The organism is Serratia sp. M24T3 (assembly GCF_000257645.1).
Lineage (GTDB): Bacteria > Pseudomonadota > Gammaproteobacteria > Enterobacterales > Enterobacteriaceae > Rouxiella.
Genome location: NZ_AJHJ01000048.1, coordinates 1 through 17,851, shown reverse-complemented (window position 1 = coordinate 17,851; position 17,851 = coordinate 1). Strand labels below are relative to the sequence as shown.

General features: G+C 53.3%; 17 protein-coding genes. 11 read left to right on the top strand and 6 right to left on the bottom strand.

Annotation, left to right across the window (positions count from 1 at the left end; all coding sequences use genetic code 11):
* Positions 1–25: 25 nt before the first annotated feature.
* Positions 26–1,150, top strand: coding sequence for a dipeptidase (locus SPM24T3_RS22340; protein WP_009639110.1), 1,125 nt, complete (start codon positions 26–28; stop codon positions 1,148–1,150).
* A 256-nt stretch (positions 1,151–1,406) separates the two neighbouring features.
* Here SPM24T3_RS22340 and uxuA read toward each other — a convergent pair whose 3' ends face one another.
* Both uxuA and SPM24T3_RS22325 read right to left on the bottom strand, forming a co-directional pair.
* The gene (gene uxuA / locus SPM24T3_RS22330) at positions 1,407–2,588 is read right to left on the bottom strand and encodes a mannonate dehydratase (protein ID WP_009639109.1); all 1,182 of its coding nucleotides are present in this window, start codon (positions 2,586–2,588) and stop codon (positions 1,407–1,409) included.
* 50 nt (positions 2,589–2,638) lie between these two features.
* Entirely contained in the window at positions 2,639–3,952 is a 1,314-nt protein-coding gene (locus tag SPM24T3_RS22325; RefSeq protein ID WP_009639108.1) for an MFS transporter, read from the bottom strand.
* A 289-nt stretch (positions 3,953–4,241) separates the two neighbouring features.
* On the opposite strand from SPM24T3_RS22325, the gene SPM24T3_RS22320 reads away from it, so the two are divergent.
* Both SPM24T3_RS22320 and SPM24T3_RS25755 read left to right on the top strand, forming a co-directional pair.
* A complete protein-coding gene (locus tag SPM24T3_RS22320; protein WP_009639106.1) occupies positions 4,242–4,928 on the top strand; it encodes a FadR/GntR family transcriptional regulator in 687 nt (228 codons plus the stop codon).
* A gap of 127 nt (positions 4,929–5,055) precedes the next feature.
* Positions 5,056–5,208, top strand: a complete 153-nt coding sequence (locus SPM24T3_RS25755) for a hypothetical protein (RefSeq protein ID WP_192807972.1) — start codon at positions 5,056–5,058, stop codon at positions 5,206–5,208.
* Positions 5,209–5,276: 68 nt separating this feature from the next.
* On the opposite strand, the gene hutG is transcribed toward SPM24T3_RS25755, so the two are convergent.
* From hutG to hutC, 3 genes are all read right to left on the bottom strand, one after another.
* Positions 5,277–6,083 (bottom strand): N-formylglutamate deformylase, encoded by an 807-nt coding sequence (gene hutG / locus SPM24T3_RS22315; protein WP_009639105.1) that lies wholly within the window; start codon positions 6,081–6,083, stop codon positions 5,277–5,279.
* Positions 6,080–7,330, bottom strand: a complete 1,251-nt coding sequence (hutI, locus tag SPM24T3_RS22310) for an imidazolonepropionase (RefSeq protein WP_009639104.1) — start codon at positions 7,328–7,330, stop codon at positions 6,080–6,082. The genes hutG and hutI overlap by 4 nt, the downstream gene beginning before the upstream one ends.
* A 134-nt stretch (positions 7,331–7,464) precedes the next feature.
* Positions 7,465–8,250 (bottom strand): histidine utilization repressor, encoded by a 786-nt coding sequence (gene hutC / locus SPM24T3_RS22305; protein ID WP_083836296.1) that lies wholly within the window; start codon positions 8,248–8,250, stop codon positions 7,465–7,467.
* Between the two features lie 186 nt (positions 8,251–8,436).
* Between hutC and SPM24T3_RS22300 the strand changes: the two genes are divergently transcribed.
* The 7 genes from SPM24T3_RS22300 (at position 8,437) to hutU (ending at position 16,888) form a co-directional block, all read left to right on the top strand.
* The gene (locus tag SPM24T3_RS22300) at positions 8,437–9,804 is read left to right on the top strand and encodes a formimidoylglutamate deiminase (RefSeq protein ID WP_009639102.1); all 1,368 of its coding nucleotides are present in this window, start codon (positions 8,437–8,439) and stop codon (positions 9,802–9,804) included.
* Positions 9,805–9,812: 8 nt separating this feature from the next.
* Entirely contained in the window at positions 9,813–10,412 is a 600-nt protein-coding gene (locus tag SPM24T3_RS22295) for a HutD family protein (RefSeq protein WP_009639101.1), read from the top strand.
* 334 nt (positions 10,413–10,746) lie between these two features.
* Positions 10,747–11,745, top strand: coding sequence for an ABC transporter substrate-binding protein (locus SPM24T3_RS22290; protein WP_009639100.1), 999 nt, complete (start codon positions 10,747–10,749; stop codon positions 11,743–11,745).
* A gap of 125 nt (positions 11,746–11,870) precedes the next feature.
* Positions 11,871–12,647, top strand: a complete 777-nt coding sequence (locus SPM24T3_RS22285) for an ABC transporter permease (protein WP_009639098.1) — start codon at positions 11,871–11,873, stop codon at positions 12,645–12,647.
* Positions 12,644–13,429, top strand: a complete 786-nt coding sequence (locus SPM24T3_RS22280) for an ABC transporter ATP-binding protein (RefSeq protein WP_009639097.1) — start codon at positions 12,644–12,646, stop codon at positions 13,427–13,429. The genes SPM24T3_RS22285 and SPM24T3_RS22280 overlap by 4 nt, the downstream gene beginning before the upstream one ends.
* A gap of 189 nt (positions 13,430–13,618) precedes the next feature.
* Entirely contained in the window at positions 13,619–15,169 is a 1,551-nt protein-coding gene (gene hutH, locus SPM24T3_RS22275; RefSeq protein WP_009639096.1) for a histidine ammonia-lyase, read from the top strand.
* 36 nt (positions 15,170–15,205) lie between these two features.
* The gene (hutU, locus tag SPM24T3_RS22270) at positions 15,206–16,888 is read left to right on the top strand and encodes a urocanate hydratase (protein WP_009639095.1); all 1,683 of its coding nucleotides are present in this window, start codon (positions 15,206–15,208) and stop codon (positions 16,886–16,888) included.
* Between the two features lie 79 nt (positions 16,889–16,967).
* On the opposite strand, the gene SPM24T3_RS22265 is transcribed toward hutU, so the two are convergent.
* Complete coding sequence (locus SPM24T3_RS22265) at positions 16,968–17,273, bottom strand: phage holin, lambda family (RefSeq protein WP_009639094.1); 306 nt, start codon at positions 17,271–17,273, stop codon at positions 16,968–16,970.
* A 316-nt stretch (positions 17,274–17,589) separates the two neighbouring features.
* Between SPM24T3_RS22265 and SPM24T3_RS22260 the strand changes: the two genes are divergently transcribed.
* Positions 17,590–17,851, top strand: a 262-nt coding sequence (locus SPM24T3_RS22260; protein ID WP_009639093.1) for an RHS repeat-associated core domain-containing protein, incomplete at its 3' end; no start/stop codon positions are given.

The following is a 17,851-nucleotide window of genomic DNA, read 5'->3' as shown; positions in this document are numbered from 1 at the left end:
TGTTTAACCAAGGGTAGAGCTTTTTATGAATAACAAAGTCAGTGAAGATTTAAGCCCAGTGCCGGTTTTTGACGGTCATAATGATGTTTTAATGCAACTTTGGTTAAATCATCATCAAAATCCCGAGCAGGCATTCCTTGAAGGTCCTGCTTGCGGTCAGATGGACCTGCCACGCTGCCGTGAGGCAGGTTTCGCGGGAGGTCTCTTCGCCGCCTATGTACCTTCGCCAAAACTTCCTGACTCACCAGAAGTAGCAAGTATCGTGCCGGGTTCGGGTATCGATACGCGTTTTTTAGTGGAAGGTATTAATAAACATCCTGATTTTTATCCTACGCCGGATCTAAATTCTGCGCGCGACGTCACAATCGGCATGATGGCCTTTTTAATTCGTATTGAAAATGCGTCTCGGGGCGCAGTAAAAATCTGCCGCACTGCTAATCAGATCCGTGAATCGATCAAAAATCAGTCATTAGCTGTAGTTATGCATATCGAAGGGGCCGAGGCGATTGACCCGGACCTTTATATGTTGGATGTGTTTTATCAGATGGGTTTGCGTTCGATAGGCCCGGTATGGAGCCGCCCGAATATTTTCGGTCACGGCGTGCCGTTTAAATTCCCGTCCTCGCCTGATTTAGGCCCGGGATTGACCGATTTAGGCATCAAGCTGGTGAAAGCGTGTAACCAGAAACGTATCATGGTGGATCTGTCGCATCTGGATGAAAAGGGCTTCTGGCAAGTGGCGAAACACAGCGATGCGCCGCTGGTGGCCAGCCATTCGAATGCTCACGCGCTGTCTGCACAATCGCGCAATCTCACCGACAAACAGCTGGATGCAATTAAAGAGAGCAATGGTTTTGTCGGCGTAAACTTTGGTATGACTTTCTTGCGTGAAGATGGGAAGAAATCTCCAGACGCCACCGTGGATGAAATGGTGCGCCACGTCGATTATCTGGTGGAGAAACTTGGCGAAAACAACGTTGGGTTTGGTTCGGACTTTGACGGCGTAACGCTGACGCCAGATATGGTTGACGTGCGTGGCCTGCGCAAGCTGGAAGCCGCATTACGCAAAGCCGGATATAACCAGACGCTGCTGGAAAATATCTGCCACAAAAACTGGATCAATGTGCTTGAAAGGACCTGGGGCGAGTAATTGCCGGGTTAAATTTCATTGCGTATTACTGCGTCCAGAATCGCTGAATCGCTGAATCGCTGAATCGCTGAATCGCTGAATCAGCGACAGCGAATGCAGCAATTTTGTGACTGGAAGAGGCGTCGTGTGGGAGTAAAGTAACCGACGTAAAAAGCTGGCTGGCAGCAAATAAACCCGCTGAGTAATTACGCACTGTAATTGTCAAATAAAAACGCCTGCTACTATTTCGAAAATAAAGCGGCAGGCGTTTAAGCAATCAGGAAAACAGGGTTTGTTTCAGCGCACGCTCTACGCCACGCAGTTCCGCCAATCCTCTTAATCTGCCAATCGCTGAATATCCTGGATTGGTTTTCTTATGCAAATCATCGAGCATCTGATGGCCGTGATCGGGCCGCATGGGAATAGGACGCGTATCGTTTACTCCCTTGCGACGCTGCTCCTCGGTCAGAATGGATTTGATTACTGCTACCATATCCACGTCACCGTCGAGATGGTCGGCCTCGTGGAAGCTGCCGGGGGTTGATTCGCGCGCGGTGGCACGTAGGTGAATAAAGTGAACCCGGTCGGCAAAAGTGTCGAACATCTTCACCAGGTCGTTATCTTCGCGCACTCCGTAAGAGCCGGTGCAAAAGGTAAAACCATTGTGCAGACTATCGACAGTGTCTTTTAGCCACTGCATGTCTTCGATAGTTGAAACAATGCGCGGCAAGCCCAGAATCGGACGCGGTGGGTCATCTGGATGGACCGCCAGTCGCAGCCCGTGCTGTTCGGCAACCGGCACGATGGCGCGCAGGAAATAGGCCATGTTTTCGCGCAAACGCGCTTTATCAATGCCGTCGTAGGTTGCCAGCCTGGCACGAAATTGCTCCAGCGTGTAGCCTTCTTCCGCGCCCGGCAGACCGGCGATGATATTGGCGGTCAGAGTCTCTTTCTCTTGCTGGGACATAGCGGCAAAGTATTCAGCGGCCTGCTGTTGTTCAATGGCGGAGTAGTCTTTTTTTGCCCCGGCACGCTGCAAAATATGTAATTCGAAGGCGGCAAAGGCCGTCTGGTCAAATCGCAGCGCGCGGGAACCGTCTGGCAGCAAATAGCCCAAATCTGTCCGCGTCCAGTCGAGTATGGGCATAAAGTTGTAGCAAATCGTGGTGATCCCGCAGGAGGCGAGATTGCGCAACGACTGCTGGTAATTGGCGATATGCTGTTCGACGTTGCCGCTGCGGGTCTTGATTTCTTCATGCACCGGGATGCTTTCCACTACCGACCACAGCAATCCCTTTTCTGCCAGTTCGGCCTGACGTTGTTTAATCTGTTCCACCGGCCAGACTTCGCCGTTGGCAATATGATGCAGGGCGGTGACCACGCCGGTTGCACCAGCCTGAAGAATATCGTCCAGGGATACCGGGTCGTTGGGACCATACCAGCGCCATGTTTGTTCCATAAATAACTCCTTGTTTAATCATAAAGCTCGCCCAGACAGGCGACTAAAATTTAGACCGCTTCGGCCGATTCAATGGGATCTTTAACGATAAAGAAATAAGACAGCGCCCCGGCAAAGGTGACACAGGAACAGACTACCAATGCCCAGTTAAACGAACCGGTGGTATCCAATACCCAGCCGGTAACGATGGGGGCAAACGAGGCAAAAATGAAGCTGCCAAAGTTCTGAATGCTGCTCACCGAGGCAACCATGCGAGAAGGGGCGATTACCTGCACCAGTCCCCACGCCGAAGTGCCTGCAAAGTGGATAAAGAACAGCGCGAGGCTGATAAACGCCACGGCCATTGTGGTGCTGGCAGATTGAATGACCAGCAGGGTACAGGCTGCGGAACACACCAAACCAAAGCAGATCAGCGCCTTGCGGCTGTTTAACAACGAATAACCTTTTTGCGCCAACCGGTCGGCGACAACGCCGTTGACCAGCATTCCCAGTGAACCAAACAGGAACGGGATCGCCGCGACCCAACCCGTGTTGGCGAGGCTCAAACCCCGTTCGGCCTGCAAATACCCCGGTAACCAGGCCAGATACAGCCACGCGGTATAGTTGACGCCGCTAAAGCCCAGCAGCATGCCCCAGACACTGCGGCGCTTGAACAAAGAGCCCCATTCACCGAGGCTGAGACGGGTTTTGAGCACCGGTTTACTGCCTTGATCGAGATAGGCGCTATCCTCGGCGCTGAGCACCATTTGACTGCGATTGCGATACCAGGCACACCAGCAAAGCGCGACGGCAATACCGGCAACACCAATGATCAGAAACATCATCCGCCAACCAAAGGCCAGCATCAGTGCGACCAAAATCGGTGGCGCAAACGCCTGACCCAGCGTGGTCGAAGAGTTGAAAATCCCCATTGGCAGACCGCGTTTTTTAACATTGAACCAGTCATTGACCACCTTGACGCCGCTGGGCATAAACGGCGCTTCGCCGATACCCAATCCAATGCGCAGCATAATAAAGTGGCTAAAACTGTTTACGCTGCCCGCCAGCGCCTGCATCAGCGACCAAAACAACAGGCCGCCGCCGAGCACAATGCGAGGCCCAAAACGGTCAAGCAGAATACCGCTGGGTAGTTGAGAGATACCGTAGGATAGTGAAAAGGCCGACAGCAAGAAACCGAACTCGGTGGCGGAGAGGCCCAAATCACCGCGAATGGCCTGATTGGCAATCGACAGCGAGCCGCGGTCGAGAAAATTAATGATCCCTGCCATAAACAGCAAAGACAGTGAAATAGTCTGTATCCGCTTGATTTTATGCGATCTGGCGAGAGTTTCCGACAGTATCCTGTCCAGAGAAGAGGCTTGCATAAGGTGTCCTTAATTATGTTTTTTATCATAGGGTCGGTCGATGTAATACGCCTGTTGGCCTAATTGTCTGCTGGTCAGGCCATCAGGCCTGTGTATCATTCAGCAGTCTGAGTTAAAATAATGTGATCAATCCTGCACAATTGATCTTCCTTTTTGATCTTGATTCAAGGGCAGCAAAAGCGGGGCGTCGTGATGTTTTAAACGTTATGATAAGGTGTACTAAAGCCGGTTTGCCACGGGTCAGAACGCGTAAAATCAGAGAGATAGCAATATTACATCGGGGAATGAAATGGAATTACCTACACTCAAAGTGGAACGACTTTACCGCCAGATTTCTAACCTGCTTAAGGATTACATTAACAGCGGCCAGTTCGTACCCGGCCAGATGATCCCCTCTGAACGCGATCTCTCAAAGCAGCTCGGCGTCAGCCGTTCTTCTATTCGCGAGGCGCTGATTGCCCTGGAGATAACCGGCTGGGTGGAAATCCGCACCGGCAATGGCGTCTACGTCAGTAATCCGCTGCCATCGCAACAACCGGTTGTCGCTGAAGAAGAGTTCAGCCTGCAATCGCTGGTTAAGGCACGTCAAATTTATGAGTGCACCACGGCCGAACTTGCAGCCCTTAATGGCACTGACGATCAGCGAGAAAAACTGGCTGAAATCAATCGCGAACTTACGCAGTTAAATATCAATAATCAGGATTTTTTGCGCGAGGATAAACGTTTTCATCTGCTAATAAGCGAGATGACGGGCAATGAAGTGTTGCGCGATATGATGGAATATTTGTGGAACAAGCGTGAGTCCGCGCGTTTTGTTCGTTTAGAGTCACACTATGCCGAGACTGATTTTCCTCTGCAAATGAACGCCGATCATCAGGCAATTACCGACGCCATTCTGGCAAGAGATCCCGTTGCCGCCAAGAGGGTAATGCAGCTTCATTTGCAGCATGTTTATGACCGGTTGTTCAACGAATAAATTTAGCCTGCGTCCTTGCAGCCGCAGCGGCGTTGGCAGCGCTCAATCGCCCGCATCACTGACCCGCGTCAGCTCAGCGGGACTCTTTCACTTGCCGCCTTGCTGCAACAGCAATGACTTTGGCTAAATGCAGTGTGCGTCCTTGCAGTCGCAGCGGCGTTGGCAGCGCTTAATCGCCCGAATCACTGACCAGCGTCAGCTCATCGGGACTCTTTCACTTGCCGCCTTGCTACAACAGTTTGCTGCAACAGCAATGAAATACTTGCTGGACCTCGATTAAAAATCCACTCCCCGATAAGCGCTGTCTGGCAAAACGATAATCGGTAGACAGCGTAAAATTAATTATGATTATTTATAATGACTTTCGCCCCATTGCAGCATGCTTGCCAGCAGCGGTTTTAGTACCGTTTGTAGCTGTTCCGCCTTGGCGGGTGCATAAGGATAAGGCTCTATCTCTTCCATATAATTACACTGTGCCAACTCCAACTGCACTGCGTGCTGATGTTTATCCGGTTGACCATAGGCGCGGGTGATATAACCGCCTTTAAAACGGCCGTTCAGCACATGAGTAAAGGTCTCTTGCGCGCTGCAACAGCTTTGAACGACGCCAATCAAACCCGGCGCGCAGCTCAGGCCGCTGTTGGTGCCGAGATTCAAATCAGGCAATTTCCCTTCAAACAGGCGCGGTATCACCGAGGCAATGGAATGGGCATCAAACAGCATGGCGTAACCGTGCTGCTGCTTAATGCGGTCAAGCTCATGCTGAATTTTCTGGTGATACGGCTGCCACAGGGTATCCAGATAGCCTTTACGCTGTTCATCGCTGGGTTGTTGACCTTCTTTAAAGGTCGGGCGGCCGTCGAACAGGGTATCAGGGTAAAGCCCGGTGGTTGCGGTGGTATACAGCGGTTTGTCGTCGGCCGGGCGATTAAGGTCGATGACAAAGCGCGAGTACTGGCCGATGATAATGCTCGCGCCCAGCGCCTTGGCGAAATTATACAGTTCGGGAATATGCCAGTCGGTATCGGACAATGGCAGGGCGGCATCGGTGAGGCCACTGGCCACTTCCGGCGTCAGGTGAGTTCCGGCATGCGGGATGCTGATCAACAGGGGCGCAGTCCCCTGAATGAACTCATAAGGTTCTGCTAGGCTCATAAACGAATTTCTCCACGATAAACAACGGTGCAGGGCAGTTGACCGCCCAGCCAGTAAACCAGTTCTGCAGGGCGCTTTAACGGCCAGTGCACGAAGTCTGCAACCTTGTCGGCCTCCAGCGTGCCGTGCGTTTTTTCCAGACCCAGCGCTTTTGCGCCGTTCAGGGTGATACCCGCCAGCGCTTCTTCTGGCGTCATGCGAAACAGGGTACAGGCCATATTCAGCATCAGGCGCAGCGAAAGTGCCGGAGAAGTACCGGGGTTGGCATCGCTGGCCAGCGCCATCGGTACGCCGTGGTGGCGAAACAGCTCAACCGGCGGGCACTGGGTTTCACGCAAAAGATAGTAAGCGCCGGGAAGCAGCACCGCGACAGTGCCGCTGGCCGCCATCGCCGCGACATCAGATTCGGTAGCGTATTCCAGATGATCGGCAGAAAGCGCGTGGTGTTTTGCCGCAAGCGTGCTGCCATGCAAGGAGGAAAGCTGTTCGGCGTGCAGTTTTACCGGCAGGCCCAGCGCAGCAGCCTTATTGAAAACGCGCTCGACCTGCTGCGGTGAAAACGCCAGATGTTCACAAAACGCATCAACGGCGTCGGCTAGGCCCTCGGAGGCAACCTGGGGCAGTAAACTGTCGCAAATCAGGTCGATATAGTCATCGGCCTTGCCTTTAAATTCGGGAGGAACCGCGTGAGCTGCCAGACAGGTCGACTTAATCTCGACCGGTTGCGTAGCGCCCAGCTCGCGGATCACCCGCAGCATTTTCAGCTCGCTCTCTTCACTCAGCCCGTAACCGGATTTGATTTCGATACAGGTGACGCCTTCGGCCAGCAGCGGGCGCAGTCGACATTCTGCTGCGGCAAAAAGTTGCTGCTGAGTGGCGTCGCGAGTGGCATTGACGGTAGAGAGGATCCCGCCGCCCTGAGCCGCGATTGCGGCGTAACTCACGCCATTCAGGCGTTGTTCAAACTCGGCGCTGCGGTCACCGCCAAATACCAGATGCGTATGGCAGTCGATAAATCCGGGGGTCACAATGCCGCCGCCAAAATCAGTGCGCTGCGGCGCGGTAAAGTCAGGACTCTGATTTCGTGGACCGATCCACAGGATCCTGCCGTCTTTGACCGCGATCGTGCCATCTTCGATGATGCTGTAATGCCCATCATGCATAGTGACTAAGTCGGCCCCAAACCACAGGCTGTCACAGTGAATTTTGCCGTCAAAAGAGGGCGAAGAATGCAAGGGTACCGCCATGAGGATCTCCTGCTTTAACGTATCTTGTATAGACAACGACAGGGAAGCTAACGCATAACCTCGCAGGCGGCAAGCACGGCAACGATAGCTTTTTCTTATACTTTTCGTCGCAGGCGCTTGCGGCCCACAGGTGTTTAGCCGTGGCTGGTGAAGCGGCCAAACAGCTGGTAACGCGAGCCGGGATAAATCAGCCGTGCCGAGGTGACTACCTGATTGCCGCTCCAGGTGCGACGATGGATAAGCAGGCAGGGTTCATGCTCTTTTAACTGTAACTGGGCACTTTGTTCGGCGCTGGCGCTTACTGCCTCGACCCGATGCTCGCCGCTGGTCAGCGGTGCAACCTGCATCAGGTAGTCGTAGGGCATTCTGTTGCTGAACACGTTGTGCAGATAATCCGGGGCAGTTTTGGGATTGACATAGCGGTCTTCAATTTGCACCGGCACGTCATTTTCGTAATGAATAATCTGCGAGTAAAACATCTGTTCACCGCGGGAGATACCCAGCTGTAGCGCCTGTTCTGCATCGGCGGCACGGGCTTCGCAGACCACAATCCTGCTGCTGTGGCGATGACCGCGTTCGGCAATTTCATCGGCAATATTGTGCACTTCCAGCATCGGGGTATAGGCCTTGGCTTCGGCAACAAAAGTGCCGACCCCCTGCATGCGGATGAGGAAACCTTCGCTGGTCAACTCCCGCAGCGCGCGGTTAATGGTCATGCGGCTCACGCCCAGCTCGTTGACCAGCTCGCTTTCTGAAGGTACACGCTGGTGCGGCGGCCACACACCGGTGCGGATCTGGCCAACTATCGCCTGTTTTACGCGCTGATAAATCGGGGCGGGTGTATCGCTTATCGCCGCCGAGAGCTGCGATAAAATTTGTTGTGACACCACCTGTTGTTCGGACAACGGTTGGTCAGACATGCCACTCACCTCACTTATTAGTCAATTTAACTGCGCTATTTGTTAAAAAAAGCAACATCGGCAGTTTACAGATTTCATTGCCGTATGTATATGTATAGACAAGCTGTTCAGGAAAGTCTCAAAAGTCGAAAGATTTTTAATCACAGGTCAGTTTTTAGATCAATTAACTTACACCGGGAACTTGCCATGCCTGCATTTTTTGCTTCTCGCGCCTTGCTGCCCCATGGTTGGGCCCACGACGTTCGTCTTGAAGTCAACGCACAGGGTTTTATCACTGAAGTACTGATCAGCGCCAGCAGTGAAGGGTGTCAGTTACTCTCGGGAGCGGTGGTTCCGGGCATGCCAAATCTGCATTCTCACGCTTTCCAGCGAGTCATGGCGGGTCTCGCCGAGGTAGCGGGTAATCCACAGGACAGCTTCTGGACCTGGCGTGAACTGATGTATCGCATGGTTGGCCGCCTGACGCCCGAGCAGGTCGGGGTGATTGCCCGTCAGCTGTATATCGAAATGCTGAAAGGCGGCTATACCCAGGTCGCGGAGTTTCATTATCTGCACCACGACCCGTTGGGCAATCCTTACGCTGATCCAGGAGAGATGACCGCTTATCTGAGCCGTGCTGCCGAACAGGCGGGAATTGGCCTGACCCTGCTGCCAGTACTTTACAGCTATTCTGGTTTTGGCGCACAGCCGCCGCAGCCCGGCCAGCGTCGCTTTATCCAAAACACCGACAGTTATTTGCAGCAACAGCAGATTATATCCCAACAAATCAAAGGCATTACCACCCAGAATCAGGGCCTTTGCTTCCATTCCCTGCGCGCCGTTTCCCAGCAACAAATGCAGCAGGTACTGGCCAGCAGCGATGCAAGTTTGCCGGTACATATTCACATCTCGGAACAGGTCAAAGAGGTTAATGACTGTGTAGCCTGGAGCGGCCAGCGGCCCATTGCCTGGCTGTTTGACAAGTTTGAGGTCAACGCACGCTGGTGCTTGATTCACGCGACCCATCCCGATCAGGCCGAGCTAAAACAGCTGGCGTTGAGCGGGGCGGTGGCCGGTCTCTGTCCAACCACGGAAGCCAATCTCGGCGACGGCATTTTCCCCGGGGTTGATTATCTGGCGCAGAACGGCTCGTGGGGCATTGGGTCCGACAGTCATGTTTCCCTAAACGTGGTAGAGGAACTGCGCTGGTTGGAGTACGGGCAGCGGCTGCGCGATACCCGTCGTAACCGTCTGGTAACTCACGAGCAGCCTTCGGTGGGAGACCTGCTTTATCATCAGGCTCTGGCAGGCGGAGCACAGGCCTGCGGCGTCATGATTGGCAAGCTGGAAGCGGGTTATCGCGCTGACTGGCTGGTTTTGGACGGCGAATGCCCGTATTTAGGCGCAGCGCAGGACGGCGAATTGCTCAATCGCTGGCTTTTTGCAGGCACAGCGGCGCAGATTCAGGACGTGTGGGTCGCAGGAGAGGCTAAGATTATTGCAGGCCGCCATGCGCAACAGACAGAAGCGGCGGCGGATTTTCTTGCCTTGCTAAAACTCCTGAGTCAGGAGTAGGAGTCTTTATGAGTTTTGCTTCAACGATTCACAACACTTTGAGCTTTTTTAATATTGACGATTTACCTGTCACCCCCTGGCGCAACGGCGGCGGCGAAACCCGTGAGATCATCAGCACGCCAGAAGAGGCCAGCGATTTTAACTGGCGGGCCAGCATTGCCACCATCGCTCAGGATGGGCCGTTTTCAGCCTTCCACGGCATCGATCGTTCAATCACTTTGTTGACCGGTGAGGGGGTTCATCTGTTTTCCAAAAACCAGGTTGACCACTATCTTACTACCCCCGCCGAGCCTTTTGCCTTTTCCGGTGACCTGACACTGAGCGCAGAGCTTACCGGCGGCACCACGACTGATTTTAATATCATGACTCGACGCGGCACCTGTCGCTCAGTGGTCAGCGCCAAAAACAACGATTTTTGCGCGCCGTTATTAATGGGCGGCGTGCTGCTGATTCTAAAAGGCGAATGGGAATTGCAGGGCGAAAAATTACTCACGGCCAATCAGGGCGTGGTCTGGGATAACGGGCAGGACGTGACCTTAGAATTGCTGCTGCACGCTAAAAGTAAAGATTGCCTGTTGCTATGGGCGGCTATCCTGCCGCTGTATTGATTCCTGCGGTGCTGATGAATACGAGGGTTTATTGCGATCCCGGCTTTTTGATGCAATCCCGCTCGCTGCGCCAAAATAGCGCGGCGGCTGCACTGAATTAAACCGTAGCGCCAGACGCTGGATCTTTGCGGCCAGCAATTAATCCGCTACGGCATAATGAGGATAGATTCTACGCCGCTCGGTCGGGCTTTAGCGGCATTCCTGATGCGACTTAAAACTGGCACAAACTTTGCCTCAATTAAGTCGCTAGCTTGTATAGACAAGAATAGACAGTGGCGCGGTCACGGTGTGACAGTCCAATATTCCAGACAGGTACTTTCGACAGGAGTGGCAAATGAGCAATGTGTTTTCCAAAGCCGTACTGAAAAAATCCTTCACCTTACTGAGTGTGGCTGTCACTCTGGGCTGCGCCAGTGCGGGCGCTGCGCAGGCGGCAGACACCCCGGTCGCTATCGGTATTTCTGGCTGGACAGGTTTTGCTCCTCTGACGCTGGCGGATAAAGCCGGCATCTTCAAGAAAAACGGGTTGGACGTTACGCTAAAAATGGTGCCGCAGCAGTCGCGCCATCTGGCTATCGCTTCCGGTTCGCTGCAATGTGCCGCCACTACCGTCGAGACTTATCTCACCTGGAACGCCGCCGGGGTGCCAATCAAGCAAATCGTTCAGCTTGATAAATCCTACGGCGCGGACGGTATCGCGGTGCGGCAGGGCATCAACAAGATTTCCGATCTCAAGGGTAAGACGATTAGCGTCGATGCTCCGGGAACCTCCTCTTATTTTCTGCTGGCGTGGATGCTGGATAAAAACGGCATGACCATGAAAGACGTCAAGCTGGCGACGCTTGGCCCGGACGCCGCAGCGCACGCCTTTATTGCCGGTCAAAACGATGCGGCAGTAACCTACGAGCCTTACCTGTCTTCGATTCGCCAAAGCCCGGACAAAGGCAAGATCCTGGCCACCACGCTGCAATACCCGATGGTGATGGATACTCTTGGCTGCACGCCAGCCTTCCTTGAGAAAAATCCCGCAGCGGCGCAGGCGTTGGTTAATAGCTATTTCGACGCGCTGGCGATGATTAAACAAGACCCGGACAAGTCCAACGAAATCATGGGCGCGGCGGTGAAAGAAACCGGCAAGCAGTTTGCTGAAGAGTCGAGCTATCTGCGCTGGCAGGATCTGGATCAAAACAAGAAATTCTTTGGCGGAGAAATTACCAGCTTCAGTAAAGAGGCAGCTACGCTGTTGACGCAAATGAAGATTTTGCGCAAAACGCCAGATATCAGCACTTTATTTGACCCGCAGTACGTCAATAACGCCACGGTAGCGAAATAGCGATTAACAGGAGGGTAGCTTTGATGCAACGAACTGTCAGTGATGCACCACGGGTCCCGTCCGCAACAGATGGCCGCGAGCCGGCTCCATTGCCGGCAAGCAAAAAGGTCTCGCATAATCCGTTAATGGTGCCGTTGCGCCCGGTTGCCGCTCGCCAGCGCTGGTTCCTCGGTTTCTGCTTTTTTGTGGTCTTTTTTGCCGTCTGGGCGCTGGCGACGTTTACCGGTCTGGTTTCACCGACGTTTCTGGCAAATCCGGCCAGTATGCTGCAAGAAGGTTGGCTGCTGTTTACCCAGTTCGACTTTGCTAGCGATATCGGCATGACGGTGTGGCGCGTACTGGGCGGCTTTATTCTGGCTGCGATCATTGCCGTTCCACTGGGTATCTTGATGGGTTCCTACAAACTCATTGAGGCATTTTTCGAGCCGTTTGTGTCGTTTTGCCGCTATCTGCCCGCCTCTGCCTTTGTGCCGCTGCTGATCCTTTGGGCCGGCATCGGTGAAATGCAAAAGATTCTGGTGATTTTTATCGGCTCGTTTTTCCAGATTACTTTGATGGTGGCGGTCACTGTCGGTGCGGCGCGACGTGACCTGGTCGAAGCTGCCTATACCCTTGGAGCGACAAACAAAAGCGTCGTGCGCCGAGTGATTATTCCCGGAGCCGCGCCTGAAATTGCCGAGCTGCTGCGCCTGGTGCTGGGCTGGGCGTGGACCTACGTGATTGTCGCCGAACTTATCGGCTCCTCCAGCGGTATCGGCCACATGATTGTCGACAGTCAGGCGATGCTTAATACCGGACAGATGATCTTCGGCATTATCGTCATCGGCTGCATCGGCCTGCTGTCTGACTTCCTGTTTAAAGCGGCCAACCGCCGCCTGTTTATCTGGAGCTCATTCAAATGATTCATCCCAAACTGAGTGTTCGTCAGGTTGAACGCATTTTTACCGGCCCGAAAGGCGAAAAAACTCAGGCGCTGCTGCCGGTGGATTATCAGGTCAACGAGAATGATTTTATTACCATTCTCGGGCCTTCCGGCTGTGGTAAGTCAACCTTGCTAAGGATTGTGGCTGGTCTGGATCAGCCGACGCGCGGCGAAGTGTGGCTCGACGGCGAGCTTGTCGATGGCCCCGGCGCCGATCGCGGCATGGTGTTTCAAAGCTACACGCTGTTTCCCTGGCTTAGCGTGCAGCAAAATATTTGCTTCGGGTTGCAGGAGCGCGGCGTCTCCAGGGCGGCGCAAAAAGAACGCAGTGACTATTTTATCAATAAAGTGGGGCTGCGGGGGTTCGAACATCATTTTCCGCGCCAGCTTTCAGGCGGTATGCAGCAACGCACGGCGATTGCCCGTGCGCTGGCCAATGATCCCAAGGTTTTATTGATGGATGAACCGTTTGGCGCGCTGGATAACCAGACGCGAGTCATGATGCAGGAACTGTTGTTGTCGATCTGGGAGTCGTCGCGAAAAACGGTGCTGTTTGTCACTCACGACATTGATGAAGCCATTTTTATGGCTAATAAAGTGGCGATATTCAGCGCGCGTCCGGGCCGGATTAAAACTGAGGTGCCGGTGGATTTCCCGCATCCGCGTGATTATCGGCTGAAAACCTCGCCAGAGTTTATGGCGCTGAAGGCCACAGTGACCGAAGAAATTCGCGTCGAGACCTTGCAGGCGCAGGAACATTAGTCTTGTCAGCTTGAATAATTGATTTATCGGTGGCGGCGATCAGAGCCACAAAAATTGAATCTCAGGTGCGGAAAGTCCTTGCCTGAGCAGGAACTTATCGGCGGGGTAATCCCGCACACGGTCTGATTTCCCGGCAGAATGTAGTGCCGGGAAATTGTTTCACTCAACTTGTCTATACAGGAATAGATTATGGCTTCTTCATCCACCGAGTTGACACTTTGCCACTTGCAGCCGGGTCAGGTTGGCCTGTCGACACTGCGTAAGATTTATCAGGGCAATGTGCGCATAGAACTAGCGGATTCCGCTCGCGCCAAGGTGCTGGCTTCCCAGGAAATAGTGCAGCAGATTGTCAGTCAGGGTCGCGTGGTGTATGGCATCAACACCGGTTTTGGCAAGCTGGCACAAACCATGATCCCGGCAGAACGACTGGCAGAACTGCAGCGCAATCTGGTGTTGTCACACAGCGTGGGGATTGGTGAGGACTTGCCTGATAACGTGGTGCGCCTGGTGATGGCCACCAAGGTACTGAGCCTGTCGCGCGGCCATTCAGGTATCCGTATTGAAGTCATCGAGGCGTTGATTGCGCTGTTCAACGCCGGTGTAATGCCGTGTATCCCGGAGAAAGGTTCGGTAGGCGCATCTGGCGATTTGGCACCGCTGGCGCATCTTTCATTAATGCTGATTGGCGAGGGGGAAGTCCGCGTCAATGGGGTAAAAGTCACGGCCGTGGAAGGCTTGGCCACCGTGGGCCTTAAGCCGTTCGTATTGGGTCCAAAAGAAGGATTGGCGCTGTTGAACGGCACCCAGGTTTCCACTTCGCTGGCGCTGCGCGGTCTGTTCGAAGGCGAGCGCGTATTTGCCGCCGGGCTGGTGGCGGGGGCGCTGTCTTTGGAAGCCATTAAAGGTTCGGTAAAACCTTACGATGCGCGTATTCACGAGGCGCGCGGTCAGGAAGGACAAATCGCCGTGGCCGCAGCCGTTTCAGCACTGTTGGAAGGTAGTGACATTGTCACTTCTCATACGCACTGTGGACGGGTGCAAGACCCGTATTCTATCCGCTGCGTGCCGCAGGTCATGGGTGCATGTCTGGATAATCTCAAACATTCGGCGAAAATATTGCAGATTGAAGCCAACGCCGCGTCGGATAACCCGCTGGTGTTTGCCGAAAACGGTGACGTAATTTCCGGCGGTAACTTCCACGCCGAACCCGTAGCCTTTGCTGCCGATATTATCGCGCTGGCGGTAGCCGAGATTGGGGCCATTTCCGAACGTCGCCTGGCCTTGTTGCTCGACACCGGCCTGTCAGGGCTACCGGCATTTCTGGTCAATGACGGCGGCGTAAACTCCGGCTTTATGATAGCGCAGGTTACCGCAGCCGCGCTGGCCTCCGAGAACAAATCATTGGCGCATCCAGGCAGCGTAGACAGTCTGCCAACTTCGGCCAATCAGGAAGATCACGTGTCGATGGCGACCTACGCCGCGCGCCGTCTGGGTGATATGTGTTTCAACACCGCCGTAGTGGTGGGAATAGAGGCCATGGCCGCAGTGCAAGGCATCGATTTCAATCGCCCGCTGCAAAGTTCGACGATTATAGAAGGGGAAATTCGCGCCGTGCGTGAACGTGTGGCCTTCCTTGAGCGAGACCGCCTGATGGCACCGGATGTCGAAAGCATGCGTCTGTGGGCAGGCCGTGAAAACTGGCCAGCGGCGGTGCAGGCACTGCTGCCAAGCTTCATTTAATCTGAAAAAATTAAACTCATCATGAAGGAGTGAGCAATGAATTCACCGCAGAAAACCGCCGTTGCCCGTGTCGTTCGCGCCCCGCGTGGTACAGAGTTGAGCTGTCAGAACTGGTTGATCGAAGCGGCTTACCGCATGATTCAAAACAATCTCGACCCAGACGTCGCCGAACGCCCTGAAGACTTGGTGGTGTACGGCGGGATTGGCAAAGCCGCGCGTAACTGGCCAGCATTTGAAGGGATCTTGCAAAGTCTGCGCACGCTGAAAGAGGATGAAACGCTGCTGGTTCAATCTGGCAAACCGGTTGGCGTATTCCGCACTCACACGGATGCGCCGCGGGTGCTGATTGCCAACTCCAATCTGGTACCGCACTGGGCCAACTGGGACCATTTCCACGAGCTGGATAAAGCCGGACTGATGATGTATGGCCAAATGACTGCCGGTTCATGGATTTATATCGGTGCGCAGGGCATTGTGCAGGGGACTTATGAGACCTTCGCCGAAGCCGGTCGCCAGCATTATGACAGCAACCTGCGCGGCAAGTGGATCCTGACAGCGGGTCTGGGCGGCATGGGCGGCGCGCAACCGCTGGCCGGTGTACTGGCCGGAGCCTGTGTGTTGGCGATTGAGTGTCAGGAATCGCGCATCGATTTTCGCATTCGCACCCGTTATCTCGACTATAAGGCTTACACCATCGACGAGGCGCTGACGATGATAGAAAAAGCCTGTGCCGAGAACATAGCCATCTCCGTCGGCTTGCTGGGCAACGCGGCTGAAATCATGCCGGAGTTGGTGAAACGCGCGCAGCAGGGCGGTTTACGTCCCGATATCGTTACTGATCAGACCTCGGCACACGATCCGCTCAACGGCTATCTGCCAGAAGGCTGGAGCCTCGAACAGTGGCAAAAGGCGCGCGAATCCGATCCACAGTCAGTGGTGAAAGCCGCGCGTGCCTCAATGGCAGTTCACGTTCAGGCGATGCTGGATTTCCACGCCATGGGCATTCCGACCGTGGATTACGGCAACAATATTCGGCAAGTGGCAAAAGACGAGGGCGTGACCAATGCCTTTGATTTCCCTGGATTTGTCCCGGCGTATATTCGCCCGCTGTTCTGCGAGGGCAAAGGTCCGTTCCGCTGGGTTGCGCTGTCTGGCGATCCGGAGGATATTTATAAGACTGATGCCAAGCTTAAAGAGTTATTCCCGGATAACGCTAACCTTATCAACTGGCTGGACATGGCGCGCGAGCGTATTGCTTTCCAGGGGCTGCCAGCACGTATTTGCTGGTTGGGGCTGGGCGAACGGCACATTGCGGGTCTGGCATTCAACGAAATGGTGCGCAACGGCGAGCTCAAAGCGCCGGTAGTTATTGGTCGCGATCATCTTGATACCGGCTCTGTTGCTTCTCCAAATCGTGAAACCGAGGCGATGAAAGATGGATCCGACGCGGTTTCAGACTGGCCGCTGCTCAATGCCTTGCTAAACACCGCAGGTGGTGCAACGTGGGTCAGCCTGCACCACGGGGGCGGAGTGGGCATGGGCTTTTCGCAACATGCAGGTATGGTGATTGTTTGCGACGGGACTCTGGAAGCGGATGCTCGTCTGGCGAGAGTATTATTTAATGACCCGGCTACAGGCGTTATGCGCCACGCCGATGCAGGCTATGAGCAGGCAATCGAATGCGCCAAAGAACACGACCTTAATTTGCCCATGCTATAAAAGGTGACGCGGTCACTTAATCTCAACGGGAAAGCGTAAAATAATCCCCCTGTTCGTCATCAGGGGGATTGATTAACGTTCAACTGCTTATTTTTTTATTAACCAAAGACAAAATTATTTCACGAAGTTTATCCGCTCCAATAAAACCGATAGTAGCGCCAAAAGCAGCAGAATAGGTTTCATTTAGCCCCATATGCTCCAGAGTCACGTTAAAGCATATCGCGATGACCGCGCATATACAGCTTGAGGTAAGCATGTAACGGTTGCTTTTATTATCTTTAATACTGACAAGTAACGAAATTATTACCGCGCTAGCGGCGGAATATATTAAATGTCTGTCTCCTTCATGCCATTTGGCTATCTCTTCTATTATTATGGCTAGCATGTGTATTCCTCTATGGTAAGTACGAATGTTTATCAAGAATGATTTATAGCTCTGTTATTATGAAAAATAAAATCAAATAATTGCATTATAAGCTGTTTTATTTAATATCATCTAAGTGATGTCATTTGAAATATCGTCTAAGAAGTTTATTGCTATTAGAATTTCAGTAACTATCGTCACTTAATGAAAGTGATATTTCGTGACTGGGTTAATAATGAGGTTGTGAGTATTTTATTAGTCGCGAATGCAAGTAAATCACAAATGATGCCGTCAAAAAAAGCTAGCTGGAATAAATGCAGGCATACAGGAAAAATTAATGAATAATGCAGTATTAGGATTTAATGGTCAGCGTATAGACACTGTCAGCATGAGTTATCATCCGGGCAACGGCTATCGTGCATATAACCCGATTTTAAAGCGTTTTAACTGCCCGGACAGCTGGAGTCCTTTCGGTGAAGGAGGCATTAACCCTTACGCCTTCTGTGCGGGCGACCCGATTAATCGAGCCGATCCCAACGGGCATATGAGCTGGTGGGCAGGATTAGGTATTGTCAGTGGAATATTGGGTGTCCTGCTGG